At 55.5% G+C, this 26,009-nt stretch carries 20 protein-coding genes and 1 pseudogene; 12 read left to right on the top strand and 9 right to left on the bottom strand.

Annotated features, from left to right (window positions below):
- The first annotated feature begins 20 nt into the window (after positions 1-20).
- Both K5I40_RS21175 and avtA read left to right on the top strand, forming a co-directional pair.
- Complete coding sequence (locus tag K5I40_RS21175; RefSeq protein ID WP_223075534.1) at positions 21-2,051, top strand: alpha-amylase; 2,031 nt, start codon at positions 21-23, stop codon at positions 2,049-2,051.
- A gap of 174 nt (positions 2,052-2,225) precedes the next feature.
- Positions 2,226-3,482 (top strand): valine--pyruvate transaminase, encoded by a 1,257-nt coding sequence (gene avtA, locus K5I40_RS21170; protein ID WP_138370852.1) that lies wholly within the window; start codon positions 2,226-2,228, stop codon positions 3,480-3,482.
- A gap of 4 nt (positions 3,483-3,486) precedes the next feature.
- On the opposite strand, the gene K5I40_RS21165 is transcribed toward avtA, so the two are convergent.
- Together K5I40_RS21165 and K5I40_RS21160 are read right to left on the bottom strand one after the other, a co-directional pair.
- Complete coding sequence (locus K5I40_RS21165) at positions 3,487-3,957, bottom strand: 4Fe-4S dicluster domain-containing protein (RefSeq protein ID WP_223075533.1); 471 nt, start codon at positions 3,955-3,957, stop codon at positions 3,487-3,489.
- Positions 3,958-4,083: 126 nt separating this feature from the next.
- The gene (locus K5I40_RS21160; RefSeq protein ID WP_138370845.1) at positions 4,084-4,902 is read right to left on the bottom strand and encodes a helix-turn-helix domain-containing protein; all 819 of its coding nucleotides are present in this window, start codon (positions 4,900-4,902) and stop codon (positions 4,084-4,086) included.
- 226 nt (positions 4,903-5,128) lie between these two features.
- Here K5I40_RS21160 and K5I40_RS21155 point away from each other — a divergent pair, with 226 nt between their 5' ends.
- The 3 genes and pseudogenes from K5I40_RS21155 (at position 5,129) to K5I40_RS21145 (ending at position 9,791) form a co-directional block, all read left to right on the top strand.
- On the top strand, positions 5,129-6,529 hold the full coding sequence (locus K5I40_RS21155) for an MFS transporter (RefSeq protein WP_223075532.1): 1,401 nt from the start codon (positions 5,129-5,131) through the stop codon (positions 6,527-6,529).
- A 10-nt stretch (positions 6,530-6,539) separates the two neighbouring features.
- A complete protein-coding gene (locus K5I40_RS21150) occupies positions 6,540-8,498 on the top strand; it encodes a glycoside hydrolase family 127 protein (RefSeq protein WP_223075531.1) in 1,959 nt (652 codons plus the stop codon).
- A gap of 211 nt (positions 8,499-8,709) precedes the next feature.
- Positions 8,710-9,791: pseudogene (locus tag K5I40_RS21145) on the top strand (type I restriction endonuclease).
- Positions 9,792-9,956: 165 nt separating this feature from the next.
- Here the strand turns inward: K5I40_RS21145 and K5I40_RS21140 are convergent.
- Positions 9,957-10,697, bottom strand: a complete 741-nt coding sequence (locus tag K5I40_RS21140) for a MipA/OmpV family protein (protein ID WP_223075529.1) — start codon at positions 10,695-10,697, stop codon at positions 9,957-9,959.
- Between the two features lie 119 nt (positions 10,698-10,816).
- Between K5I40_RS21140 and K5I40_RS21135 the strand changes: the two genes are divergently transcribed.
- Positions 10,817-11,779, top strand: coding sequence for a LysR family transcriptional regulator (locus tag K5I40_RS21135; RefSeq protein ID WP_223075528.1), 963 nt, complete (start codon positions 10,817-10,819; stop codon positions 11,777-11,779).
- Here the strand turns inward: K5I40_RS21135 and aldB are convergent.
- Complete coding sequence (aldB, locus tag K5I40_RS21130) at positions 11,776-13,314, bottom strand: aldehyde dehydrogenase AldB (RefSeq protein ID WP_039030130.1); 1,539 nt, start codon at positions 13,312-13,314, stop codon at positions 11,776-11,778. The genes K5I40_RS21135 and aldB overlap by 4 nt on opposite strands.
- 166 nt (positions 13,315-13,480) lie before the next feature.
- Between aldB and K5I40_RS21125 the strand changes: the two genes are divergently transcribed.
- Positions 13,481-14,368: an ROK family protein gene (locus tag K5I40_RS21125; protein WP_223075527.1), complete on the top strand. Its 888-nt coding sequence runs from the start codon at positions 13,481-13,483 to the stop codon at positions 14,366-14,368.
- Here the strand turns inward: K5I40_RS21125 and selB are convergent.
- The 5 genes from selB to K5I40_RS21100 form a co-directional block, all read right to left on the bottom strand.
- On the bottom strand, positions 14,365-16,218 hold the full coding sequence (gene selB / locus K5I40_RS21120) for a selenocysteine-specific translation elongation factor (RefSeq protein ID WP_223075526.1): 1,854 nt from the start codon (positions 16,216-16,218) through the stop codon (positions 14,365-14,367). The two genes, K5I40_RS21125 and selB, sit on opposite strands and share 4 nt — an antisense overlap.
- Positions 16,215-17,600 carry an L-seryl-tRNA(Sec) selenium transferase gene (gene selA, locus K5I40_RS21115; RefSeq protein ID WP_223075525.1) on the bottom strand — a complete coding sequence of 462 codons (1,386 nt, stop codon included), beginning with the start codon at positions 17,598-17,600 and terminating at the stop codon, positions 16,215-16,217. Before selA ends, selB begins: the two co-directional genes overlap by 4 nt.
- Before the next feature lie 104 nt (positions 17,601-17,704).
- Positions 17,705-18,313, bottom strand: a complete 609-nt coding sequence (locus K5I40_RS21110; protein WP_039030134.1) for a glutathione S-transferase — start codon at positions 18,311-18,313, stop codon at positions 17,705-17,707.
- Positions 18,314-18,405: 92 nt separating this feature from the next.
- Positions 18,406-19,542, bottom strand: coding sequence for an HlyD family secretion protein (locus tag K5I40_RS21105; RefSeq protein ID WP_039030135.1), 1,137 nt, complete (start codon positions 19,540-19,542; stop codon positions 18,406-18,408).
- Between the two features lie 2 nt (positions 19,543-19,544).
- Positions 19,545-19,901: a DUF3302 domain-containing protein gene (locus K5I40_RS21100; protein WP_039030136.1), complete on the bottom strand. Its 357-nt coding sequence runs from the start codon at positions 19,899-19,901 to the stop codon at positions 19,545-19,547.
- Between the two features lie 651 nt (positions 19,902-20,552).
- Here K5I40_RS21100 and K5I40_RS21095 point away from each other — a divergent pair.
- The 5 genes from K5I40_RS21095 (at position 20,553) to K5I40_RS21075 (ending at position 25,910) form a co-directional block, all read left to right on the top strand.
- Positions 20,553-22,466 (top strand): PTS mannitol transporter subunit IICBA, encoded by a 1,914-nt coding sequence (locus tag K5I40_RS21095; protein WP_223075524.1) that lies wholly within the window; start codon positions 20,553-20,555, stop codon positions 22,464-22,466.
- Between the two features lie 108 nt (positions 22,467-22,574).
- Entirely contained in the window at positions 22,575-23,723 is a 1,149-nt protein-coding gene (gene mtlD / locus K5I40_RS21090; RefSeq protein WP_072036667.1) for a mannitol-1-phosphate 5-dehydrogenase, read from the top strand.
- Positions 23,720-24,310 carry a mannitol operon repressor MtlR gene (gene mtlR / locus K5I40_RS21085; RefSeq protein ID WP_039030139.1) on the top strand — a complete coding sequence of 197 codons (591 nt, stop codon included), beginning with the start codon at positions 23,720-23,722 and terminating at the stop codon, positions 24,308-24,310. The genes mtlD and mtlR overlap by 4 nt, the downstream gene beginning before the upstream one ends.
- A 59-nt stretch (positions 24,311-24,369) precedes the next feature.
- Positions 24,370-24,732 carry a YibL family ribosome-associated protein gene (locus K5I40_RS21080; RefSeq protein WP_039030140.1) on the top strand — a complete coding sequence of 121 codons (363 nt, stop codon included), beginning with the start codon at positions 24,370-24,372 and terminating at the stop codon, positions 24,730-24,732.
- A 311-nt stretch (positions 24,733-25,043) separates the two neighbouring features.
- Positions 25,044-25,910 (top strand): radical SAM protein, encoded by an 867-nt coding sequence (locus K5I40_RS21075; protein ID WP_223075523.1) that lies wholly within the window; start codon positions 25,044-25,046, stop codon positions 25,908-25,910.
- The last annotated feature ends 99 nt before the right edge of the window (positions 25,911-26,009 follow it).

Raw genomic sequence — 26,009 nt, 5'->3', positions numbered from 1 at the left:
TGCTGTGACAGGAAAATGGTATGAAACGTTCTGCTCTCGCTCTTCTGTTCTTGCCTGCAATAGCCAGCGCCGACTGGTCCGCCCCGGGTTTTCCGGCCTTTACCGCTGAAGGTTCGGGGATTTTCACGTCACAGGCAAAGCTGACGAAGGGTACCCGTCCGCTCACGCTGAATCTTGACAAGGCGTGCTGGCAGCCCACAAACGCCATTAAACTCAACGAGATGATGTCGCTGAAGCCGTGCGAAGGCGATCCGGTGCAGTGGCGCATTTTCCGCGATGGTGATTATCAGGCACGGATTGATACCCGTTCCGGCACGCCAACGCTGATGTTGACCGTCGCCAGCACAAGCGAAAAAGCGGTGACCTCGGTGGTTCGCCAGTGCCCCAAATGGGACGGCAAACCCTTAACGCTCGACGTCGGCAATACCTTCCCGGAAGGGAGCGTGGTGCGGGATTTCTACAGCAAACAGACCGCCACCGTGCAGCAGGGAAAAATCACCCTGCAACCTGCACCGGGCAGCAACGGCCTGCTGTTACTCGAGCGTGCAGAGACAGACAAGCCTGCCCCGTTCAGCTGGCAAAACGCCACCGTCTATTTTGTCCTTACCGACCGGTTTGAGAATGGCGACCCGTCTAACGACAACAGCTATGGACGCCATAAGGACGGCATGCAGGAGATCGGCACCTTCCATGGCGGCGATCTGAAAGGGCTCACCAGCAAGCTGGATTACCTGCAACAGCTCGGGGTTAACGCCCTGTGGATCAGCTCCCCGCTGGAGCAGATCCACGGCTGGGTCGGCGGCGGCACAAAGGGGGATTTCCCCCATTACGCCTATCACGGTTACTACACCCAGGACTGGACCCGGCTCGATGCCAACATGGGTACGGAAGAGGACTTGCGCCAGCTGGTGGATGAAGCCCATCGCCGGGGGATCCGCATCCTGTTTGACGTGGTGATGAACCACACCGGTTATGCGACGCTGGCGGATATGCAGGAGTATCAGTTTGGCGCCCTCTATCTGCAGGGCGACGAGCTGAAGAAAACGCTCGGTGAACGCTGGACCGACTGGAAACCGGCCGCCGGACAGAGCTGGCACAGCTTTAACGACTACATCAACTTCAGCGATAAAGCGGGCTGGGAAAAGTGGTGGGGCAAGAAGTGGGTGCGCACCGACATTGGCGATTACGACAACCCCGGCTTTGACGATCTGACCATGTCGCTGGCCTTCCTGCCGGATCTGAAAACGGAATCCACCACCCCATCGGGCCTGCCGAATTTCTATCGTCATAAACCTGATACCGGAGCAAAAGCCATCGACGGCTACACGCCCCGGGATTACCTCACCCACTGGCTGAGCCAATGGGTACGTGAATACGGTATTGACGGTTTCCGGGTCGATACCGCGAAGCACGTTGAGCTGGCCGGCTGGCAGCAGCTGAAGGATCGGGCCAGTGAGGCGCTAAAGGCATGGAAAGCGGCCAACCCGGATAAAAAACTCGACGATGCGCCGTTCTGGATGACCGGTGAATCCTGGGGGCACGGGGTAATGCAGAGCGATTACTACCGTCATGGCTTCGATGCGATGATCAATTTTGATTATCAGGAGCAGGCGGCCAAAGCGGTGGATTGCCTGTCCAGTATGGACCTCACCTGGCAGCAGATGGCAGAGAAGCTGCAGAGCTTTAACGTCCTGAGCTACCTCTCCTCCCACGATACCCGCCTGTTCCGCGAGGGCGACCAGCGTGCGGCCGAACTGCTGTTGCTGGCGCCGGGTAGTGTGCAGATCTATTACGGAGATGAATCAGCAAGACCCTTTGGCCCAACGGGCTCCGACCCCTTACAGGGTACGCGCTCGGACATGAACTGGCAGGATATCAGCAGTTCGCAGGCAGAAACCGTCGCCCACTGGCAAAGGCTCGGCCAGTTCCGGGCCCGCCATCCGGCGGTGGGCGCAGGCACACAAACCACGCTGACGATGCCGCAGGGCTACGGCTTTGTGCGTGAGCATCAGGGCGATAAGGTGATGGTGGTGTGGGCGGGCAATCGCTGATCGTCATCGATAACCCCCTCTACCATCAGGAGAGGGGGTTGCAGGATAATTCGCTACCTGATGGCAAACTGGCAACACAAAGCCACCCTTCTTCGTTTCGACGCTGATTTGCACCCGCGCAGTTGTAGCGTTATGGTGAGCCACACTTAGAATAGGCTCGACAGAACACCTGCTATGACTTTTTCACTTTTCGGCGACAAATTCACCCGCCATTCAGGCATCACCCGCCTGATGGAGGATCTCAACGACGGGCTGCGCACACCGGGCGCCATCATGCTCGGCGGCGGTAATCCGGCACAAATCCCCGAGATGAACGCCTATTTTCAGACGCTCCTCGCGGATATGCTGGAAAATGGCAAAGCCACTGATGCGCTGTGCAATTACGACGGCCCGCAGGGCAAAACCGAGCTGCTCGCCACGCTGGCGGAGATGCTGCGCGACACCCTCGGCTGGGAGATCGAACCACAGAACATTGCACTGACAAACGGCAGCCAGAGCGCGTTTTTCTACTTATTTAACCTCTTCGCGGGCCGACGCGCCGACGGCACCACCAAAAAGGTGCTTTTCCCGCTGACGCCGGAGTACATCGGCTATGCCGATTCCGGCCTGGAGGACGATCTTTTCGTCTCCGCGCGCCCGAACATTGAGCTGCTGCCGGAAGGCCAGTTCAAGTATCACGTCGATTTTGAGCATCTGCATATTGGCGAAGAGACCGGGATGATCTGCGTCTCGCGCCCAACCAACCCGACCGGCAACGTCATCACCGATGAAGAGCTGATCAAGCTGGATGCGCTGGCAAACCAGCATGGTATTCCGCTGGTGATTGATAACGCTTATGGCGTGCCTTTCCCGGGCATCATCTTCAGCGAAGCGCGACCGCTGTGGAACCCGAATATTGTGCTGTGCATGAGCCTGTCCAAGCTGGGGCTGCCGGGCAGTCGCTGCGGGATCATCATTGCCAACGAGAAAATCATCACCGCCATCACCAATATGAACGGTATCATCAGCCTCTCCCCTGGCGGGATTGGTCCGGCAATGATGTGCGAGATGATTAAGCGCAACGACCTGCTGCGCCTGTCCAACGAGGTGATTAAGCCGTTCTATTATCAGCGCGTCCACGAGACCATCGCGACCATCCGCCGCTATCTGCCGGAAGAGCGCTGCCTGATCCACAAACCCGAAGGGGCGATTTTCCTCTGGCTGTGGTTTAAGGATCTACCCATCACCACCGAGCTGCTGTACCAGCGCCTGAAAAAGCGTGGGGTATTGATGGTGCCGGGAGATTACTTCTTCCCGGGGCTGGATAAGCCGTGGCCGCACACTCACCAGTGCATGCGCATGAATTACGTGCCAGACCCGGAGAAAATCGAAGCCGGCGTGAAGATCCTCGCAGAAGAGATCGACATCGCCTGGCGGGAAAACGGTCAGTAGCGATTTACGCCAGATAACGCAGCCGTTCGGCACGTAATCTGGCAGGATCGACGCAGCTTAACGCGCGGGTCGGGCACGCCTCTATACAGGCGGGTCCGCCTTCGCGGTGCGAGCAGCGGTCGCACTTCAGGGCCTGAACCCGCCCCGCATCCCCCGTCACCTGCATCGCCCCGAACGGGCAGGCAACCATACAGCTTTTACAGCCGATACAGCGTTGCTGATCTACCTGCCAGACGCCCTTCTCACGCTGAATCGCCTGGGTCGGGCAGACGTTAGCGCAGGGGGCATCTTCACACTGGTGACAGGTAACCGCCGTAGTAAAGGTTCCGCCTTTCACCACCCGAATGCGGGAGCTGAACGTCCTTGCCGTCACTGCCGCACAATTCTGACTCTCCTGATGGGACACCACGCAGGCCACTTCGCAGGTGCGACAGCCAATACATTTTGCCGGGTCCGCAACAATAAACGGGTTCATCGCCTGCTCCATCCTTGCTGAAAAAATGCAGGTTGCCAGAGTGTTCAGGGAGTGCGCTTTGATCAGACAGGGAAAAAGACCACTTTTGTGCACCCTGCCGCGAAAACTGGCCATCTGCCCCAGAAATCAGGCGGAATTAATGTGCTCCTTGCAGTAGCGACGCTTCCAGACGCCGGGCGTTAGCCCCGTGTGTTTGCGAAAGATCTGCCGGAAATAGCCTACATCGTTAAACCCGCAGCGCATCGCGACCTCCTTGAGCGACACGGCGTCGTTGAGGAGTAACTTTTCCGCAGCCCTGACCCGCTGACGGTGGATCGCCTCGGTCAGCGTCAGATGAAAGACCCGACGAAACACCCGCCCGAGATAGTCGGCGTTGCAGTGCAGCTCCCGGGCGAGCTGCGACGTCGAGAGCGGCAGGTGAAACTGGGTGCCGATCAGCTGCCGCGCCTTCCACGCCAGGTTGACGCCCGCTTCATCCGGCGACGGCTCCTGCCCGGCCGTCAGGGAGAGCTGCTGGAGGATCAGCAGCAAAATAAACTCCAGCGCCGGGCTGCGCTGAAGTTTCTCCTGTTCGCTCAGAAACTGGCGGAAAAGCGCGGTCATCGCCTGCGGATCGCCTGTTTTACCATGCTGCTGCACCGACAGCAGCGTGCTCCAGGGTGACGCTGAGGCCTGTTCCTGCACCTCAAAATGCAGCCAGTAAAAGCGTAAGTCGGCGGGAAAATCCTCGATACCTTTATGCCGACGATGAGGCCAGAGGAGCAAACTTTCCCCCGCATGGACTTCAAAAACCGTTGTCTCCTCCTGGATCGTTAACGTCCCCTTTTCCACAAAGATGATTTCCCACGAGTCGAGCCTGCGCGCCGGGTGTCGCCCTACGCCCCGGGAGATGAAGTAGCCGCCGTTTTGCACCTGAAGCGGAAGCGCTATGGATAATTCGAGCATGGTTATTCACTTTCTCGCTATTAATGAACGATTTATTTTTCTTTATCCCTGATTATTAACAGCTATTTCCCCTTCTTCCCGATCTAAATCACATTTTGCGAACAAGGTCGGAATCCTTATCTTTTTATACTTTTCCCTTCCCTTGTTGGACCCGGGGAAGAGTGCAAAATTAATCGGGTACTCTGCAAAACAACATAAAAAATCCGATAACCCGAGGAGTTACCTCATGACTTCTACTCCGATTACACAGACAGAGCTTGCCCAACAGGCCGTCAACGATCGCCTGACGGTGCGAGAAAAAATCGGCTACGGCCTGGGCGATGCTGGCGGAACGGTGATCACCTGTCTGATCATGAACTTCCTGACCTTTTTCTATACCGATGTCTTTGGCTTAACCCCGGCGCTGGTCGGTACACTGTTTATCGCCCTGCGCGTGTTTGATGCGATATCCGATCCGGTAATGGGGGTCATCGCCGACCGGACCCAAAGCCGCTGGGGGCGCTTTCGCCCGTGGCAGCTCTGGGTCGCCCTGCCGATTGGCATTATCGGCGTGCTGACCTTCACCGTGCCGGACGCGGGCATGGGGGTCAAAATCGCCTGGGCCTTCGGCACCTATCTGCTGCTCTCGGTGGGTTATACCGCCATCAACGTGCCCTACTGCGCGCTGATCAACACCATGACCACCCGCCACAGCGAAGTGCTCTCCTGCCAGTCCTGGCGCTTTGTGCTGTGCGGCGTGGCCGGTTTCCTGGTCTCCGTCGGCCTGCCTTGGCTGGTTGATCTGCTCGGCAAGGGCAACGTAGCGCAGGGGTATCAGCTGGGCGTCGGGGTGCTGTGCGCCATTGCGGTGGTGATGTTCCTGTGCTGCTTCTTCTGGGTGCGCGAGCGGGTACCGCTGGCGATGATGGGAAGATTTACGCTCAGGGAGCACCTCGCCGGTCTGCGTCAGAACGACCAGCTGCTGCTGATGCTGGTGATGTCCTTCCTGCTGATCAACGTCTTTAACATTCGCGGCGGCGGCTACATGTATTTCATCACCTACGTGCTGGAAGGCAGCACCGCCTACACCTCGCTGTTCTTCACCATGGTGACCTTTGCCGCCATTCTGGGGGCGGTGATCGTTAACCTGCTGTCGCGCCGCAGCGATACCGTCAAACTCTACTACTACACCAACCTGGTGCTGGCAGTACTGGCGCTGGGGATGTGGTTCCTGCCAGGCGGCCCGGCGCATCAGACCCTGTGGCTGGTGGTTATTCTGGCGAACGGCGTGATCCTCGGCTTTACCCTGCCGCTGCACTTCGCGCTGATGGCCTTTGCCGATGACTACGGCGAGTGGAAAACCCGCGTGCGCTCCTCCGGCATGAACTTCGCCTTTAACCTGTTCTTTATCAAGCTGGCCTGGGCCTCCAGCGCCGGGATCATCAGCCTGGTGTTTATCTTCGTGGCCTACCAGCCGGGCGCGGGCAACCAGACTCCCGCCTCGTTGCAGGGCATCACCGCCATGGAAACCCTGCTGCCTGCCCTTTTCCATCTGCTGCTGGCGCTGGCGATCCGCAAGTGCCGACTCGATAACCCGATGATGGCGCGCATTGCCACCGACCTGCGCCAGCGTCACGCTCACTCCTGAGGAGAACATGATGTCCATAATGGAACCCGACCTGCATAAACTGAAAATCAGCGACCCGTTTCTGGGGCAGTATCAACAGCTGGTGCGCGACGTCGTTATTCCCTACCAGTGGGATGCCCTGAACGATCGCATCGAGGAGGCCGAACCGAGCCATGCCATCAGCAACTTTCGCATCGCGGCAGGCCAGCAGAGCGGTGAGTTTTACGGAATGGTCTTTCAGGACAGCGACGTGGCGAAATGGCTGGAGGCGGTCGCCTGGTCGCTGTGCCAGAAGCCCGACGCGGAACTGGAAAAGACCGCCGATGAGGTGATCGAGCTGGTGGCCGCCGCGCAGTGCGACGATGGCTATCTGAACACCTACTTCACGGTAAAAGCGCCGGAAGAACGCTGGACCAATCTGGCGGAGTGCCATGAACTTTACTGCGCCGGACACATGATTGAAGCAGGGGTGGCCTACTTCCAGGGCACCGGCAAACGCCGTCTGCTGGAGGTGGTGTGCAGGCTGGCCGACCATATCGACAGCGTCTTTGGCCCGGGCGAGCAGCAGCTGCACGGCTATCCCGGCCACCCGGAGATCGAGCTGGCGCTGATGCGCCTGTTCGATGTCACCCAGGAGCCGCGCTATCTGGCGCTGGTGAAGTATTTCGTCGAGGAGCGCGGCTCCCAGCCGCACTTCTACGACATTGAATATGAGAAGCGGGGCAAAACCTCCTACTGGAACACCTACGGCCCGGCGTGGATGGTGCAGGATAAAGCCTACAGCCAGGCGCATCAGCCGCTGGCCGAACAGCAAACGGCGATCGGCCATGCGGTGCGTTTCGTCTATCTGATGACCGGCGTCGCGCACCTGGCTCGTCTGAGCCAGGATGAAGGCAAACGCCAGGACTGCCTGCGCCTGTGGAACAATATGGCCCGACGCCAGCTGTATATCACCGGCGGGATTGGTTCCCAGAGCAGCGGCGAGGCCTTCAGCAGCGATTACGATCTGCCCAACGACACCGTGTATGCCGAAAGCTGCGCCTCGATCGGCCTGATGATGCTTGCCCGCCGGATGCTGGAGATGGAGGCCAACAGCCAGTACGCCGACGTGATGGAGCGGGCGCTGTATAACACCGTGCTCGGCGGCATGGCGCTGGACGGCAAGCACTTCTTCTACGTCAATCCGCTGGAGGTGCATCCGAAGACGCTGAAGTTTAACCATATCTACGATCACGTGAAGCCGGTTCGCCAGCGCTGGTTCGGCTGCGCCTGCTGTCCGCCGAACATCGCCCGCGTCCTGACCTCGATCGGTCACTACATCTATACCCTTCGCGACGACGCCCTGTTTATTAACCTCTACATCGGCAACAGCATGGCGTTCCCGGTGGGCGAGGAGGAGTTGCAGGTGCGGATTAGCGGGAATTATCCGTGGCAGGAGCAGGTCAAAATCGAGATCGTCTCACCTGTGGCCATCGACCATACCCTGGCCCTGCGTCTGCCGGACTGGTGCGACGCGCCACGGCTCACGCTGAATGGCGAAGCCGTCACGGGAGAAGTGCGTCAGGGCTATCTCTACCTGACCCGCCGCTGGCAGGAGGGCGATACGCTGCTCTTAACCCTGCCGATGCCGGTCCGCCGGGTTTACGGTAATCCGCAGGTGCGCCAGCAGGCCGGGAAAGTGGCCCTGCAGCGCGGACCGCTGGTTTACTGTCTTGAAGAAGCGGATAACGGCGCGGGGCTGCACAACCTGGCGCTTCCGGCGGACAGCAAATTTAAGCTGTTTGAAGGCAAAGGGATTTTTGCTCACAAGATGCTGATCCAGACGCAAGGCTTTACCCGCCATGCCGCGGACGCTGAACAACAGCCGCTGTGGCAGTACGACAGGGCACCCACCACGCAACAGGCGCAGATCCTGACCTTTATTCCGTGGTTTAGCTGGGCGAACCGTGGCGAAGGGGAGATGCGGATCTGGGTGGATGAGGATAAATAACCTCTACATTCGCACTACCTTATAGCGCTATTTAAGATGAAATAAACCCGACAATGCGGTCGGGTTTAAATAACTTTGACATGAATCATTCAATATTTGTGAGCTATTTCTCGGAAAATTCAATTTCATCAAAACGCTTAACTTCTGATATTGAACATCATGCTCTTTAGTGTTATTTCATTAACACACACAGCGATAATAAGGTCTTATCATGGATTTCAATGAAAGGCTAAATGCCTTATCCAATAAAATAAAACAACAAAGTAACTCTATCGAAACAGAGGAAGCGACTAAAACTGCGTTTGTAATGCCATTTATTCATAATGTATTAGGTTATGATGTTTTCGATCCCAGTGAGGTCACCCCAGAATTCATCTGTGACGTAGGTACCAAAAAGGGTGAGAAAATAGACTATGCCATAATGAAAAATAATGAAGTACAAATCCTAATTGAATGTAAAAAGATAGGCGAACCGCTTAATGTCAATCACGCATCTCAATTATTCAGATATTTCCATGTCACTAACGCTAGAATCTCGATTCTGACAAATGGTCAAGTGTATAAATTCTTTACTGACCTCGACGCACCAAATAAAATGGATGAAAAGCCATTTTTAGAAGTTGACTTATTAGAAATTGATGAGAATATCATTCCTGAGTTAAACAAATTAACTAAATCTTCCTTCGATCTGGAATCAATAATCAACGCAGCAGGCGAGCTTAAATACGTTAGTCAAATAAAAAAATACTACACACTCAACTCAACACACCAGAAGATGAGTTTGTTAAATTTTTTGCTTCAAGAGTTTATGACGGTATTTTAACACAAAAAGTTAGAGAACTATTCCTGACCTTAACTAAGAAGGCTGCAAGCCAATACATCAATGATCAGGTCAACGAAAGACTTAAATCAGCTATTACCGGAACAGCTCCTATAAGTGTCCATTCTGAGCCAGAAATTCATCCTGAAGACTCCTCAGCAGCTTTGGAAAAAGATGAAAATGATGTTGTAACAACGCTTGAAGAACTCGAAGGGTTTCATATTGTTAAAGCAATAACCAGAGCCGTACTTGATGCCCCACGAATAACTCACAGAGATACAAAAAGCTACTTTGGAATTTTAGTGGACGATAATAATCGTAAGCCCATATGTCGCTTGCACTTTAACCGATCGCAAAAGTACATAGGTCTTTTTGATATCGAAAAGAATGAAACACGACACCCTATTGCCACTGTCGATGACATTTACTCTTTCGCCGATATTCTAAAAGCAACAGCAGCACTTTATAATTAATAGTGGATAAGGCGGTATGCAAATACCGCCTAACCTAATGGTATATCGCAATCTTTTAACATAGCAACGTCTCACATATTTAGCCTGTCAGACTGATCAAGTATGGGTAGTGCCGCCCAGTTTTATTGAGGCAGCCCTCGTCCCTGAGGGCTGATTTTTGGAAACTCAGAATTTCCAGGAGAGGCCGGTCATCAGCGCGAAGCTGTCGTCACGGTCGATCATCGGGCTGTTTTTCACGTCGTCAGGCAGCACGGTATAGACGGCGCTGGCGTTCAGCCAGAGGTTCTGCGTCAGCTGGTATTTGGCCGCTACGCCCAGGTACGGGGTGACGGTTTCACCGGCGGTGTACTGCTGCAGACCGCTGCGACGGGACTCTTTCGCAGAGACGCCGTAGTAATAGTCGTTGAAGCTCTCATCGTGGAAGAGCACGCCCACCGATGGCGTCAGGGTCAGGCGCTCCATGCGGAACGGACGGAAGTAAGACATTTCACCCATCACGCCACCGCTCTCATCCATCGCATCGGCGGCAATCGCAAACTTCAGGCTACCCCAGCTTTCGTGGCGGTAGTATGCCCCGCCCAGCATCGCCGAGGCTTTACGCTCGTCCAGCTGCTTCATCGCGTGGTCGTCGTTGTCTTCCGGGTCGAAGCTCAGCGGCATCCAGGAGGCGGTGAGGCTGAGTTCGTTTTTGGCATCTTTCCAGACGATCCAGCCGCCGGTAGCCTGACGCACGTAGAAGTGTTCCCCTTCGTAGCTAATTAACGGAACCGCGGAGACATTCTCGTTATAGCCTTTATATGGCGACTCATTAAACACGGCACCCGCGCCAATTGAAAAATCATCGGCCATTGCGGACGTCGCCGTAAATAAAGCGGCCGCGATAAGTAAATTATTTTTAAACTTCATTGTTTGTAATCCATTAAATGTCATACGACCCGGCGCATAATAATGGTTACAAAAATCGCAATGCAATTTTGATATTTGTATAATATTATATATAAATTCATATAGATGAGCGTCAGGCAATGAACAAGCTGCAAATCAAACCAAGAGAATTAAAAATTGTTTCCGTCATTGCCGCGACGCACAGTATCGGTGACGCTGCCGCATTGTTAGGCATGGCCCAGGCCAATGTGAGTAAATATCTCTCTGATTTTGAGACCCGCGTTGGGCTGAAGGTGTTTGAGCGCACCACCCGCCATCTGGCGCTTACCCAGTTCGGCGAGGCACTGCTGCCCTTCATCAACGCCTCGCTGGAAAAGAACGATCAACTGGTTAATTTTATTGCAGATTATAAGCATGAAAAACGCGGCAAGGTGACCATTTATGGGCCGACGGGGATCATTACCTATCTGGCGCGCCACGTAGTTCATGAGATCGAAAATATCGGCGATATTCGCATTAGCCTGAAAACCTGCAACCTCGACCGGAATGAATATTTCGAAGGCGTCATTTTTCCCGATGATTGCGATATTTTAATTTCCTATGCTCAACCGAAAGATGAAAACCTGGTCGCCACGACCTTAACGAAATATTCTGTTACCGCTTTTGCCACCCCAGAATATATTAAGAAGCACCCTATTAATCACCCTGACGATTTAATTAACCACTCCTGCATTCTTATTGATTCAATGATCGTCGATGACGCTAACATCTGGCGTTTTCGCTCGAATCACAGCAAGCAGGTCCAGGATTATAAAGTCACCGGAAACTATATTTGCGACAACACCCAGACGGCGCTGGAACTGGCGCGCAATCATCTGGGGATCGTCTTTGCGCCCAAAGAGAGCCTGAACAAGGAGATTGACCAGGGCTTGATGGTGCCCTGCTTCACCCATCAGGAGGAGTGGTGGCTGGATCTGGTGGCTATCTTCCGTAAACGTGACTATCAGCCGTGGCGGGTGCAGTTTGTGCTGGATGGCGTGCTGAATACCCTGCGTAAGCAGATTGAGCAGGCCACCCATGGGCGGCCTGCGCTGAAAGGTTAGAACAGGCCGAGCGGTTTATCGGAGTAGCTGACCAGCAGGCACTTGGTCTGCTGGTAGTGTTCCAGCATCATCTTGTGCGTTTCACGGCCAATACCCGACTGCTTATACCCGCCAAACGCGGCATGGGCAGGGTAAGCGTGATAGCAGTTGGTCCACACGCGACCCGCCTGGATCCCGCGCCCCATCTGATACGCCAGATTGCCGTTACGGCTCCAGACGCCCGCCCCCAGGCCATACTGCGTATCGTTAGCCAGCTCCAGCGCCTCCTCCATGGTTTTGAAGGTGGTTACCGCCAGCACCGGGCCAAAGATCTCCTCCTGGAAGACGCGCATGTTGTTTTTACCGGAGAGGATGGTCGGCTCGAGGTAGTACCCCTCTTTCAGCTCACCGGCCAGCATCTTGCGCCGTCCGCCGGTCAGGATATCCGCCCCCTCTTTCTTGCCGATATCGATGTAGTTGAGGATCGTCTCCAGCTGCCCGTGGGAGACCTGCGCCCCCATCTGGGTGACGTTATCCAGCGGGTTGCCGCTGCGGATCGACTCCACGCGGCGAATGGCGCGCTCCATAAAGCGCTCGTAAATGGACTCCTGCACCAGCGCCCGGCTTGGACAGGTGCAGACCTCGCCCTGGTTGAAGGCAAAGAGCGCAAAGCCTTCCAGCGCCTTATCAAAGAAGGCGTCCTCTTCGTCCATCACGTCGGCGAAGAAGATGTTCGGCGATTTACCGCCCAGCTCCAGCGTCACCGGGATGATGTTCTGGGTGGCGTACTGCATGATCTGCTGGCCCACTTCGGTGGAGCCGGTAAACGCCACCTTGGCGATCCGTTTCGAGGTCGCCAGATATTCACCGATTTCGCCACCCGCGCCGTTCACCACGTTCACCACGCCCGGCGGGAGCAGGTCGCCCACCACTTCCATCAGCAGCAGTATCGACAGCGGCGTTAAGCGCGCCGGCTTCAGCACCACGCAGTTCCCTGCCGCCAGCGCGGGGGCCATTTTCCAGGCCGCCATCAGCAGCGGGAAATTCCAGGGGATGATCTGCCCGACCACGCCCAGCGGCTCATGGAAGTGATACGCCACGGTGTCTTTATCCACCTCGCTGATCCCCCCTTCCTGGGCACGAATACAGGAGGCGAAATAGCGGAAATGGTCGATAGCCAGCGGCACGTCGGCGGCCATGGTTTCACGGATCGGTTTCCCGTTGTCCCAGGTTTCTGCCGTCGCCAGCAACTCCAGATTCTGCTCCATGCGATCGGCGATTTTGAACAATACCGCGGCGCGATCCTGCACCGAGGTGTGCGCCCATTTCTCTTTCGCTTTATGGGCGGCGTCCAGCGCCAGATCGATATCGCGCTTCCCGGAACTGGCGATTTCGCACAGCGGCTGGCCGGTCACCGGGGTGAGGTTCTGGTAGTAATCGCCGTCGGCCGGAGGAACCCAGTCGCCGCCGATAAAGTTGTCATAACGGGCTTTAAGCTTGAGAGGAAAACCATATTCGCCAGGCAGGATACGTGCTGATGGAGGGTTGTTCGTCATGACTGTCTCCTTGTGTGTAGTGTCCTTCAAAGGTAGACCGCGACGGTGAAAATATCGCCAGTTGTCCTCTGCTTTGCGAGCCCCTTCACGCATTACCTTACTTTACGTTTGGTTTCCGGCGCTGAGCCATACTTAAAGCGCATAAACCGGGCGGAGGTAAGGATAAATGCGGCTTTTTATCGGCTTTGACGTGGGCGGAACCCACATTAAACACGGCGTGATCGACGAGGACGGCAATGAACTCACCACCGATCAGTTTGATACGCCAGAGGATGAAGAGAGTTTCAAAAAACAGTGGCGTGAGGTGGTCAAAGCTTACCAGGACGAAAATGAGATCGTGGCGATCGGGGTGAGCATCCCGGGACACATCAATACTCATACCGGCGAAGCGGCGAAAGCGGGCGCGCTGGAGTACCTGGATAACGTCAACCTGTATGACCTTTTCGCAGAGCTGACCGATCTGCCGCTGGTGGCCGACAATGACGCCAGCTGCGCCGCCCTGGGTGAGCGCTGGCGCGGCGCGGGGCGTGAGTATGAGAATTTTGTCTGCATGACGCTCGGCACCGGGATCGGCGGCGGCATTGTGCTCGGGGGCGATCTCTATCGCGGCTCGCACTACCGCGCCGGGGAGTTCGGGGTGATACCGGTCGGTAAGAACGGCGAAGGGATGCATGAGGTCGCCTCGGCCAAAGGGCTGATGGAGACCTGCCGCCGGGCGCTGGGCGTCTCCGGGGATGATATGCCGAAAGGCGAAGAGCTGTTTGAGCGCATGGAGAACGACCTGCACCTGCGCGAAGCCGTTGAAGAGTGGGCGCTGTTTCTGGCGCGCGGGGTCTACAGCGTGATTTCGATGTTCGACCCGCAGGTAGTGCTGATTGGCGGCGGTATCAGCGAGCAGGAGAAAATTTATCAACTGCTCGACAGGCACCTGCGAACCTTTGAAGAGTGGGAATCGCTGCAGGTGCCGATCCTGCCCTGCCAGTTGGGTAACCAGGCGGGCAGGCTGGGCGCCGTGTGGCTGGCAAAACAGAAGCTTGCCAGAAGCGAGACTTAAGGCTGTGCCTCCCCGCTAAAGAGCAGCGCGTCACGCAGGAGGTGATCGTTGCCTCGGCGGCGGGTGAAGCCAATGCGGTTGAAGTACTCGAGGATCTGGATCGCCAGCTTGCGCCCGACGTTAAGCCGATCGCGGAAATCCGCCGCGCAGGTGGAGCCGCGCTCGCTGTCCAGCTCCCGGATCAGGTTGGCGAAGGTGACGATGCGATCGTGGCGGTAGTAGCGATCTTTGACGATCGCCGTGATCAGCCCCTGCTGCGCCGCATGCTTCAGCACCTGACGCATGGTCTGCTCGTCGGTGGCGGTTTCACGCGCCAGGTCGCGTACCCACCAGGGTTCGTCCCCAAACAGCGCCTCCGCTTTTTGCCAGATGGCCTGCTGCTCCGGGGTAAAGCCTGCTTTATGATCCGGCAGATGCAGCCAGCCGTGGTAGCTGTGCAGCTCCCCGCTCTCGCGCATCCGCTCGATCAGCAGCAGCACCAGGGCTTCATCTTCCATCGGCAGCGCCATGCGACGCAGGCGCTCACGTCCCGGACCAGGTTCATCCTGATGCTGCTGATGGTAGGTCGCCAGCACATCCAGAATTTTACGCTGCCAGCGGGCGGCAACAGGGGTATTGAGCAGGCTGGAACCGGCCTGGATAAAACCCGGCTGCTGGACCAGCTGGCGCAGACCTTCCCCGCTGAGCTGGCGTGCCCAGCCAAACTCATCCATATTAACCGCCCCGCGCGCCAGATGCGCCAGCAGCGCGTCGTGGTCATCCGTCGCCGTTGCCAGCGTCGCCAGCCAGCTCAGGTACTCCGGCTTACGCTTCCCGCGACGCGGTGGATTGAGCGTCACGACCCGCGCCCCGGCCAGGGTGACGCGGGCAGAGATATCGCGCAGCACCAGACGATCGTTGTCGGCCAGCCACAGCGGGGTATCGAAGACCAGCTCCGCAAGACGGCCTTCCAGCAGCGAGACGCGGCCGGTAACGTGGCTGGCGGCATGGTGAATATGCAGCGGCTGCCACTGGGTGAGCGGCACGTCGCTCTGCAGGGTGACAATCACGCGCGTGGTCGGCTCCGGTGGTGCTTCGGCCAGCAGCCAGTCGCCGCGGTTAAGCTCGGCTTTTTCCGTATCGCCCACCAGGTTCAGGGCGATGCGCTGCCCGGCGTGGGCCTGTTCGACAGGCTGATTCTGCGCGTGAAGGCCACGAATACGCACCGGCTTATTAACTCCGGTCAGCCACAGGCTGTCGCCCACGCGCACTTCGCCAGAGAGCGCCGTACCGGTCACCACCAGCCCCGCCCCTTTCACGGTGAAGGCGCGGTCGATAGCCAGGCGAAAACGGTGATGATCCGCATGGGCGCGGTCAGGAAGCTGTTGCAGATGGGCGCGCAGGGCATCAATGCCCCGCCCTTCGGTGGCGACGGTGACAAACAGTGTGGCATCCGCGAAGCCATAGTCGCGCAGGGTGGCCAGCACCTCTTCGCGCACCTCCTCCACCCGGGCGTCATCAACGCGGTCGGCTTTTGTCAGCGCCACCGTCAGTTGCGGATTGCCGGTCAGATTGAGGATCTGCAGGTGCTCGCGCGTCTGCGCCATCACCCCATCATCGCAGGCCACCACCAGCAGGGCGCGATCGATGCCGCCCACCCCCGCCAGCATGTTGGACAGAAACTTTTCGTGCCCCGGCACGTCGATAAACCCCAGCACCCGGCCATCCGGCTGCGGCCAGTAGGCATAACCCAGATCGATGGTCATGCCGCGCTTTTTCTCTTCCGGCAGGCGGTCGGCGTTGACGCCGGTGATCGCCTGCAACAACGTCGTTTTGCCGTGGTCAACGTGACCGGCAGTGGCAATAATCATTTCAACAACATCTCCAGAAACAGAGCTTCATCTTCCAGACAGCGTAAATCCAGCCACAGTCGCCCGTCCTTGATCCGCCCCAGCACCGGCACGGGCAGCGATCGCCAGCGCAACGCCAGCGCATCCAGCTGACCGCCGCGCCCGTCGCGCGGGGTGAAGGTCAGGGCGGCGCCCGGGAGACGATCCACCGGCAGCGACCCGCTGCCCGGCTGGGACAGGCACTCTTCCACACGAACCTCGAAATCCGGGTAGTGGGCGGCGACCTGCGCCAGCAGCCGCTCGCCCTGACGGTGAATAGCGGCGGCATCGCGACTCAGCAGGCGCAGCGTCGGCAGCCGTTCGGCCAGCGTCTCCGGGTGGAGATAGAGACGCAAGGTCGCCTCCAGCGCGGCGAGGGTCATTTTATCCGCCCGCAGGGCGCGTTTCAGCGGGTGCTGTTGCAATCTGGCAATCAGATCGCGCCTGCCGACGATAATCCCGGCCTGCGGACCGCCCAGCAATTTGTCCCCCGAGAAGCTCACCAGGCTGACGCCTGCGGCAATCAGCGCCTGCGGCATCGGCTCTTTTGGCAGGCCGTAGCGGGTGAGATCCACCAGCGAACCGCTGCCCAGATCGACAATCACCGGCACGCTCTTCTCCTGCCCGATACGCACCAGCTCCGCCTCGTCGACGGCATGGGTGAAGCCTTCGATCTGGTAATTACTGGTATGGACCTTCATCAGCAGGGCGGTATTTTCATTGATGGCTGCGGCGTAATCCCGGTCGTGGGTGCGGTTGGTGGTGCCCACCTCCCGAAGCTGGCACCCGGCCTGGGTCATCACATCCGGGATGCGAAACGCGCCGCCAATCTCCACCAGCTCACCGCGCGAGACCACCACCTCTTTACCGCTCGCGGTGGCAGCCAGCATCAGCAGCACCGCCGCGGCGTTATTATTCACGATGCAGGCATCTTCCGCCCCGGTGAGCTGGCACAGCAGCGCCGCCAGGGCCCGGTCGCGGTGGCCGCGTCCGGCGCCGTCGAGATCGTACTCCAGGGTCACCGGGACCTGCATCGCCTGGGTAACGGCGGCAACCGCTTCCTCAGGCAGCAGCGCGCGCCCCAGATTGGTATGCAGCACCGTACCCGTCAGGTTCAGCACCTGCCGCAGCCCCTGGGCTTCATCCTGCGCCAGCCGTTTTTCGGTCTCCTGCACCCAGTCGTCACACCAGGCCGGCAGGTGATTGTCGGCGCGGATCCCGGCGCGGGCTTCGTCCTGGAGCAGGCGCAAGGTCTCCACCGTTCGGCTGTGACCAAAGCGGGCAATAACGGGAGTAAGACGGGCATCGCGAAGCAGACGATCGGTCGCGGGGAGTTGGCTGTAGAGAGCGTGCTGAGTAGTCATGAATGCGCCTGACGGTTAGGTATCTTCCCCCCTCCCGACGGGAGAGGGAGTCAATGTCAGGTGCGATTGTAGCGCGTCCGGCAGGGAAGTGTTAACGGGCTACGTCAAGCCTTTGGCGGTTCGGTGCGGGCGAAACTTTCGCGCTGGAAGAGGGTTTCCGCCAGCTTCACCAGCAGCGGACGATCGACGCACCAGCCTGGCGAAACGCGGCGGAAATTGAGGTAGCCGATGGCGCAGGCGATAGCGATGGTCGCCAGGTTGACGCTGTCGGTGGCAATTTTCCCCTCGCGGATCAGCTGTTCACAGTGGTCGAGGCTACGAACGATTTTCTCGCGCTGGCGCAGTAGCTCCGTTTCAGACTGCTGTGCCGCCGGGCGGGCCTGTTCACGCACGGATGCTAACGCCGCATCCATAATCCCGTCCGCCAGCGCCTCGATTTGCCGGATAGCGAGCGCCGCTTTGGGCTCACGGGGGATCATCGCCGGGGCGATATCCAGCAGTTCGATGTAGCTGGCAATGATCGGCGAGTCGAACCAGTGCTCACCCTCATCGGTGACCAGTGCCGGGACTTTACCCAGGGGATTGTACTGCGCGACACCGCTTTCAGCCTGATAGGGCTGTTCATTAATAAATTCAAAAGTGATGCCTTTCTCCAGCAGGAGAATGGAGATTTTACGCACGAAGGGACTGGTATAACTGCCGATGAGTTTCATTGCCTGCTCCTTATCCGCCAACAAAAGGATAAGTATGGCCCAGGCATAGAAAAAAGGCAGGTACGCGGATCGCATACCTGCCTTTTTGGGGATTAATGGTCGAGATAGAGGTAGTGCATCCAGCTGGTCATACGCAGCAGGACTTTACGCATCACGGAAACGTGGGCGAAGTGATCGGAATAGACCGCCACCTGGGCGTAAATGCCGTCAGGCAGGGCGTCCACGTCGGCGTTCGGATCCAGTTCGATGGTACCAATCACACCGTCGGTACCCGGCACCACCGTCAGCGCCTGCAGCACCCCCTGCGCCTGGTAGGAACCGCCGGGCACCACCGGCAGAATGCTGGTGAGCTTACCGGAGAAGACCTGGCCCGGCAGGGCATTAAATACCACTTCGGCTTCATCGCCTGGTTTCAGACGCAGTAACGAGTTCTGGCGGAACTGCGCCACAATCTGGCGTTTCTGCTCAGGGATAAAGACCATCACCGGACGCAGCGGCAGTGAAGCCGCGTAGGTACCTGGGCGAATCAGCACCTGGGTGATGTAGCCGTTGCTCGGCGCACGGATGACGGTCTGGTCCAGGTTGTATTGCGCTTCCGCTAACTGGGCGCGCAGGGAGGCAATCTGCGACTGCTCACCGTTAGACATGCTCTCTAACTGGCTCTGGATCTGAACCTGTTCCGCCACCGACGCTTTCACCATGGCGTCCTGCGCCAGGTAATTTTGCCGCGCGTTATCAATATCGCTTTCAGAGAAGGGATTCACCTTCGCCTGGCTGCCTTTTACATAACGCTGATAGTCTTTTAACAGACGATCGCGTTCGGCCGACACGCGGGTGGTATTCGATTGGGCTTCCGCCAGCTGAGCTTTCAGGACATCAATATTGTGTGTCGCCGTCACCAGGTCCGCCTGCAGGCGATCGACGCGGGCTTTATACCTGCCCGGATCGATTTTAAATAACACTTCGCCTTTTTTAATAAGCTGGTTATTTTTATCCGTGACTTCCGTAACAACTCCCGTTACCTGCGGCGTAATCGGAATAGAGATAACCGCTTTCTGCGCCGTGAACGTATACGGGTGGTTATAGTTCATTAATAAAATAAGCGCGGCAACAATAAACACACCGCCCAGGGTCGCGGTCGCCAGTGTCCACTGGTTTACCGGAATACGGAATATTTTAAAGATGGCCCACGCAAACGCGGCATAGGTCAGAATGATCAACAGATCCATGATTAGTGCTCCGGCGTATTCTTATCAGCAACAGGCGGCACTGCGGCCAGTTTTTGTTCCAGCTCGGCTACGCGCTTTGCCAGCGCATCCACGTCGGGATTACGGTCTGGCGGCTGAATGTGGTTTTGCATACCCCACCCGCGTTCGGGCTGATAAAGGGTTGCCCAAATCCACAGAAACGGCCAGATAGCATGGAGCGTAAACAGGCTAATCCACCCCGCCGTATGAATAGCATCAGCATGGGGATGATTGCGCTTTTTGGCCATGTTATACGGAATGTCATGGATAGCGATGATTCCATAAAAAAGAACCAGGAAGACAAAAATCAACACACCCAGCGCAAAATAGTTGAGAAACATATTTGCCTCACTAAATAAATCGTAAACTCATTAAAATAATTAATGGTAAGTAGCCACATTAATTCATTCTTAAGCACATAAAGATGTACTTATTATTTCAGAGCCGGGGAGTATGGTTTTTTCTTATATCTCCATGCAAGTTTAGAAGCGTGTCAAAATATATCCTGAATAATAATAGACTTAAGTTTACAGTTTGAGCTTAATCCAGCTTAGAACTTTTCGCCATACCACATTACCGCTACGCTTTTTTAGCTATAAGTGTTGCTGAGTTACAGCCTGGCGTCGATTGTAAGAGCAGATGTTGCCAGCGATCACATCCAGAGAAATCCGCATAAAAATTTTTGTGGATTTGATCACACTCCGGAAACAAATCCGCGACGACGAAATGTGATTTGTTTCACATTTAATGGCCTTAGCTGCCGCTTTTGCGTTCATTGTATTTTTTTTACACGTCATTTTTGTGATATTGATCACTTCATTTCTCACCACACCCCCTACATTTACGTGACTCAGATCACACAAATTTGGCCTGTCTGGACAGCTAAACAATTAAGTGCCAGATTTCACGCATCAGAACAGGGCAACCTCTGCCGCCGCATTAACAACAAACCTCGGGCTCAAGGCCTGCGTAAACAGAAGAAGGGGTGTTTTATGTCATCCGATTTTAAGATCAAAGTACAAAGCTTTGGTCGATTCCTCAGCAACATGGTGATGCCAAATATCGGCGCGTTTATCGCGTGGGGTATCATCACCGCGTTATTTATTCCGACAGGGTGGTTGCCTAACGAAACGCTGGCGAAACTTGTTGGCCCAATGATCACCTATCTGCTGCCGCTGCTCATCGGTTATACCGGTGGTCGTCTGGTGGGCGGTGACCGTGGCGGCGTGGTCGGTGCGATCACCACCATGGGTGTTATCGTCGGTGCGGATATGCCGATGTTCCTCGGCGCAATGATTGCCGGTCCTCTGGGCGGCTGGGCGATTAAGAAATTTGACGTCTGGGTCGATGGCAAGATCAAATCCGGCTTCGAAATGCTGGTGAACAACTTCTCTGCCGGCATCATCGGTATGATCCTGGCGATTCTGGCGTTCCTCGGCATTGGCCCGGCAGTTGAAGTGCTCTCCAAAATTCTGGCGGCGGGCGTTAACTTCATGGTTGCCCACGACATGCTGCCGCTGGCGTCCATCTTTGTTGAACCGGCGAAAATCCTGTTCCTGAACAACGCCATTAACCACGGTATCTTCTCACCGCTGGGTATTCAGCAGTCTCACGATCTCGGCAAGTCTATCTTCTTCCTGATCGAAGCTAACCCGGGTCCGGGTATGGGCGTCCTGCTGGCGTATATCTTCTTCGGTCGCGGTAGCGCTAAACAGTCTGCGGGCGGTGCGGCAATCATCCACTTCCTGGGCGGTATCCACGAAATTTACTTCCCGTACGTGCTGATGAACCCACGTCTGATCCTCGCCGTTATCCTCGGCGGTATGACTGGCGTGTTCACACTGAGCGTGCTGGGTGGCGGCCTGGTTTCTCCGGCATCTCCGGGTTCTATCCTGGCGGTACTGGCGATGACCCCGAAAGGCGCTTACTTCGCTAACCTGGCAGCAATCTTCGCGGCCATGGCGGTCTCCTTCGTGGTCTCTGCAATCCTGCTGAAAACCAGCAAGGTGAAAGAAGAAGACGATATCGAAGCGGCAACCCGTCGTATGCAGGACATGAAATCCCAGTCTAAAGGTATTGCTGCAACGCCGCTGGCTGCGGGTGATGTCTCTAACGACCTGAGCCACGTACGTAAAATCATCGTCGCCTGCGACGCTGGTATGGGTTCCAGCGCCATGGGTGCAGGCGTCCTGCGTAAGAAAGTGGCGGATGCGGGTCTGACCCAGATCTCCGTGAACAACAGCGCGATTAACAGCCTGCCGCCGGATGTTGACCTGGTCATCACCCACCGCGATCTGACCGAGCGTGCGATGCGCCAGGTACCGCAGGCGCAGCATATTTCTCTGACCAACTTCCTCGACAGCGGCCTGTACACCAGTCTGACCGAACGTCTGGTTGCGGCGCAGCGCCACGAAGATAACGAAGTGAAAGTGCGTACCAGCCTGCAGGACAGCTTCGACGAGAGCAACAGCCACCTGTTCAAGCTGGGTGCGGAGAACATCTTCCTTGGCCGTACCGCGAGCCATAAAGAAGAAGCGATTCGCTTCGCCGGTGAGCAGCTGGTGAAAGGCGGCTACGTTCAGCCAGAATATGTTGAAGCGATGCTGGAACGTGAAAAACTGACCCCGACCTACCTGGGCGAATCCATTGCGGTGCCGCACGGTACGGTTGAAGCGAAAGATCGCGTCCTGAAAACCGGCGTGGTGTTCTGTCAGTACCCGGCAGGCGTGCGCTTCGGTGAAGAAGAAGACGATATCGCCCGTCTGGTGATTGGTATCGCGGCCCGTAACAACGAGCACATCCAGGTGATTACCAGCCTGACCAATGCCCTGGACGACGAGACCGTTATCGAACGTCTGGCTAACACCACCAGCGTCGAAGAAGTTCTGGCGCTGCTGAACAAGTAAGTTCTGTACCTCCCTCTCCCCGTCGGGGAGAGGGCTAGGGTGAGGGGAAATTAGCGTGGTTCCTCACCCCAGCCCTCTCGGGTAAAAACATTGATAAAGGTTAATACTATGAAAGCATTACATTTTGGCGCAGGTAACATCGGTCGTGGCTTTATCGGCAAACTGCTGGCAGACGCGGGCATTACGCTGACATTCGCCGATGTAAATCAGACGGTACTTGATGCCCTGAATGCACGTCATAGCTATCAGGTGCATGTGGTAGGTGAAAACGAGCAGGTCGAAACCGTAAGCGGCGTGAACGCGGTTAGCAGCATTGGCGACGACGTTATCGATCTGATTGCCGGGGTTGACCTGGTCACCACCGCCGTCGGTCCGGTGGTTCTGGAGCGTATCGCGCCGGCGGTGGCGAAAGGTCTGGCAAAACGTAAAGCTCAGGGCAACGAGGCCCCGCTGAACATCATCGCCTGTGAAAACATGGTGCGCGGCACCACCCAGTTGAAAGGCCACGTCATGGCCGCAGTGGCTGAAGAAGATAAAGCCTGGGTTGAAGAGCACGTCGGCTTTGTTGATTCCGCCGTGGACCGCATCGTTCCTCCGTCAGAATCCGCCACTAACGATCCGCTGGAAGTGACCGTTGAGACCTTCAGCGAGTGGATCGTCGATAAAACCCAGTTCAAGGGCGCGCTGCCTGAGATCGCCGGAATGGAATTAACTGATAACCTGATGGCATTTGTCGAGCGTAAGCTCTTCACGCTGAACACCGGGCATGCTATAACCGCCTACCTCGGTAAATTAGCCGGTCATCAGACCATTCGTGACGCCATTCTCGATGAGAACGTCCGCGCCGTGGTAAAAGGTGCAATGGATGAGAGCGGCGCGGTACTGATTAAACGCTACGGTTTTGATGCCGATAAGCATGCGGCATATATTCAGAAAATCCTCGGTCGTTTTGAAAACCCGTATCTGAAAGATGACGTTGAGCGCGTTGGCCGTCAGCCGCTGCGCAAACTGAGTGCGGGCGATCGCCTGATCAAACCGCTGCTTGGCACCCTGGAATACGGTCTGCCGCACAGCAACCTGGTTCAGGGTATTGCCGCCGCGATGCACTACCGCAGCGAAGAAGATCCGCAGGCGCAGGAGCTGGCGCAGCTAATTGCCGAGAAAGGTCCACAGGCCGCGCTGGCGCAGGTATCCGGTCTGGATGCCAACAGCAACGTGGTTGTGGAGGCGGTGAACGTTTATAACGCAACCAAATGATGCAGGAACTGGCGCAGGTCATCCTGCGCCCGGAAGATAGATTGTCAGATATGCAGGCAATAATGGAACAAACCCAGGCCTTTGAAAACCGTGTGCTGGAGCGTCTGAATGCTGGCAAAACCGTACGAAGCTTCCTGATATCCGCCGTCGAGTTATTAACCGAGGCGGTGAATATCCTGGTGCTTCAGGTGTTTCGCAAAGACGACTACGCGGTGAAATACGCAGTTGAACCGTTGCTCGACGGTGACGGCCCCTTGGGCGATTTATCCGTGCGTATGAAACTGATCTATGGCCTGGGCGTCATCAGCCGTCACGAGTATGAAGATGCCGAACTGCTGATGGCATTGCGTGAAGAGCTGAATCACGACGGTAACGAGTATGCGTTTACCGACGATGAGATCCTCGGCCCGCTGGGCGAGTTGCACTGCGTCACCGCCCTGCCCCCGGCACCGCATTTTGATACCAGCGATCCTGAGCTGTACGCCATGCAGAAACAGCGTTACCAGCAGATCGTTCGCTCCACGATGGTACTCTCCCTGACCGAGCTGATTTCCCGAATCAGCTTAAAAAAAGCGTTTCAGAAGTAAGCCTGCGCACATTCGTGTATCATTTGTAGTAATTCCCCCTGTTTTTAGAGCCATTTGTCATGAAAGAAGTCGAAAAGAGTGAAATCAAACGCCTGAGCGATCGCCTGGATCTGATCCGCCACCAGCAGGCCAGCCTGTCGCTGGTTGACGCCGCCGAGAAGTACGCCGAGCTGGAAAAAGAGAAAGCGACGCTGGAAACCGAAATCGAGCGCCTGCGCGGCGTGAAAGAGCAGAAGCTGAGCAAAGAAGCGCAGAAGTTGTCCAAACTGCCTTTCCGCCGTGCCATCACCAAAAAAGAGCAGGCCGATATGGGCAAGCTGAAGAAAAGCGTGCGTGGCCTGGTGGTTGTACACCCGATGACCGAGCTGGGTCGTGAAATGGGTCTGAAAGAGATGACCGGTTTTTGCAAGACTGAGTTTTGATAGTTTCATCTCTATTAATTTAGTCGTTTTAGCCCAATATATTCGCGCGATTAATATATTGGGCTTTTAGTATTTTAAAATTTTCATCTTGCCGATTTAAGTCGGCATGTAATATCACGTAGATACCGCTATTACCCCCGCTTTTAATCAATCCTTCCGAGATTGTTAAATTTGTGAATTAAGTTGTTCAGAATTAATCAAAGTCACACGACATTTTTACTTTAAAAAAATCCAGCCAGAGAGTACTCTGATCAATAACCGTACAGTAACTATGGTTATGCTTCTCCTACTTTTCTATTTGAGGACTCGTAATGGACATGAGCAACCTACTTCTGGACTTTAGAATAACCTCACACTGTAATCTCGGATGTGATTTGTGCTTCCGTAATCCTGGTATAAAAGATTCCACTCTCATAAACGCGCTAAATATTATTGAGCGCATGTATAATATTGGTTTCCGTCGTATAGGATTTACTGGTGGTGAACCGACGTCCAGAGCGGATTATATTCATTTAATTGAATATGCAAAGCAAATGGGTTTTATGACCTATCTATCTACAGTTGGACACCGCTTTATTATGGATCATGAGCGGTTAAATTCGGTTCTGGATTGGGTGGGATTGCCAATAGATGGAATTGATAAGCGTGTTAACACAGATATTCGCAGTGATAAAATGAGTAATCAACATAGAGTCATTAAAAGCATATTAACTTGGCTACCAAACAATAATAACCATATTAATATAAAACTTACTACTGTAGTTTCTAAGTCTAATATTAATATGTTGAATGATATTGTTAACTGGGTTGAGGCTCTTCCATATAAAATTCAGGCATGGCGATTTTATCAATTCTGTCCTTTAGGGGTGGGAAAAGAAAGAAGAGACAAACTTGAAATTAACACAGATCTTTTTTCATATAAAATGAATATGTTGAAACTACAATATCCATTTATGCCCATCAGTTGGGCTACCTTCGAAGAGAGGGATAAAGCAAATGTAGTCATGGAACCAAATTTTGACATTATCATCCCCGATGGTGAAAATTATACTCTGCTGGGCAATATGCTGACCGACTCACCGGATAAAATTATCAGTGCTATTTTTGGGAATAGTGAAATCATGAGAAAATGTGAGAATAACCGTTTCTGGCTGGAAGATAGGGAGTTTAAGGCATGAGATATAACTATCTTAATATGGATCCTTGGTCTGCAGATAAAAAGAGTGCAATAATAAAAGGCCACCCCTTTACATATGTTTATCCGGAAATTCTGGGGT

This window comes from Leclercia sp. LTM14 (genome assembly GCF_023736175.1).
Lineage (GTDB): Bacteria > Pseudomonadota > Gammaproteobacteria > Enterobacterales > Enterobacteriaceae > Enterobacter > Enterobacter barmai.
Note: the sequence above shows the minus strand (reverse complement) of the source record. Positions and strands in the feature narration are given on the sequence as shown.